Below are 376 nucleotides of genomic sequence, written 5' to 3'. Positions count from 1 at the left end.
GATCAATAGTTCGCCGTTGGCATCTTTTAGTTCTTCAAGAATGATCACCTTACGTTCACGATCGATGTCGCAAAGGCTGCCCATTTGGAAGTCGAAGCCATGGTTCTTGGCGTGAGCACGGTAGCTTAGAGCATCCACACCCGCATCCAGAGAGCCTGTTGCTACTTCGTGTAGCAGAGGTTTCCAAAGGTGACTCGCTTTACGGTCAACTAAGGTCACACTGGTGTTTTCGTTGCGTCTAAACTTGTGACCCATTTTGGTCGCTAGTTCTAATCCACCAGCGCCGCCGCCTACAATAATGATTCGTGTCATTTCAACACTCCTTGATACAAATGATAATTTTTGATTTCAGGCCCGCTTATGCGCACCTGTGAGA

At 47.6% G+C, this 376-nt stretch carries 1 protein-coding gene; it reads right to left on the bottom strand.

Going from position 1 to position 376, the window contains the following annotated elements; translation table 11 throughout:
• Nucleotides 1-312, bottom strand: a 312-nt coding sequence (locus AB4585_RS23230) for an FAD-dependent oxidoreductase (protein ID WP_372171146.1), incomplete at its 3' end; no start/stop codon positions are given.
• Nucleotides 313-376: the final 64 nt, after the last annotated feature.

This window comes from Vibrio sp. 10N.222.49.C9 (genome assembly GCF_041474985.1).
Lineage (GTDB): Bacteria > Pseudomonadota > Gammaproteobacteria > Enterobacterales > Vibrionaceae > Vibrio > Vibrio crassostreae_C.
Note: the sequence above shows the minus strand (reverse complement) of the source record. Positions and strands in the feature narration are given on the sequence as shown.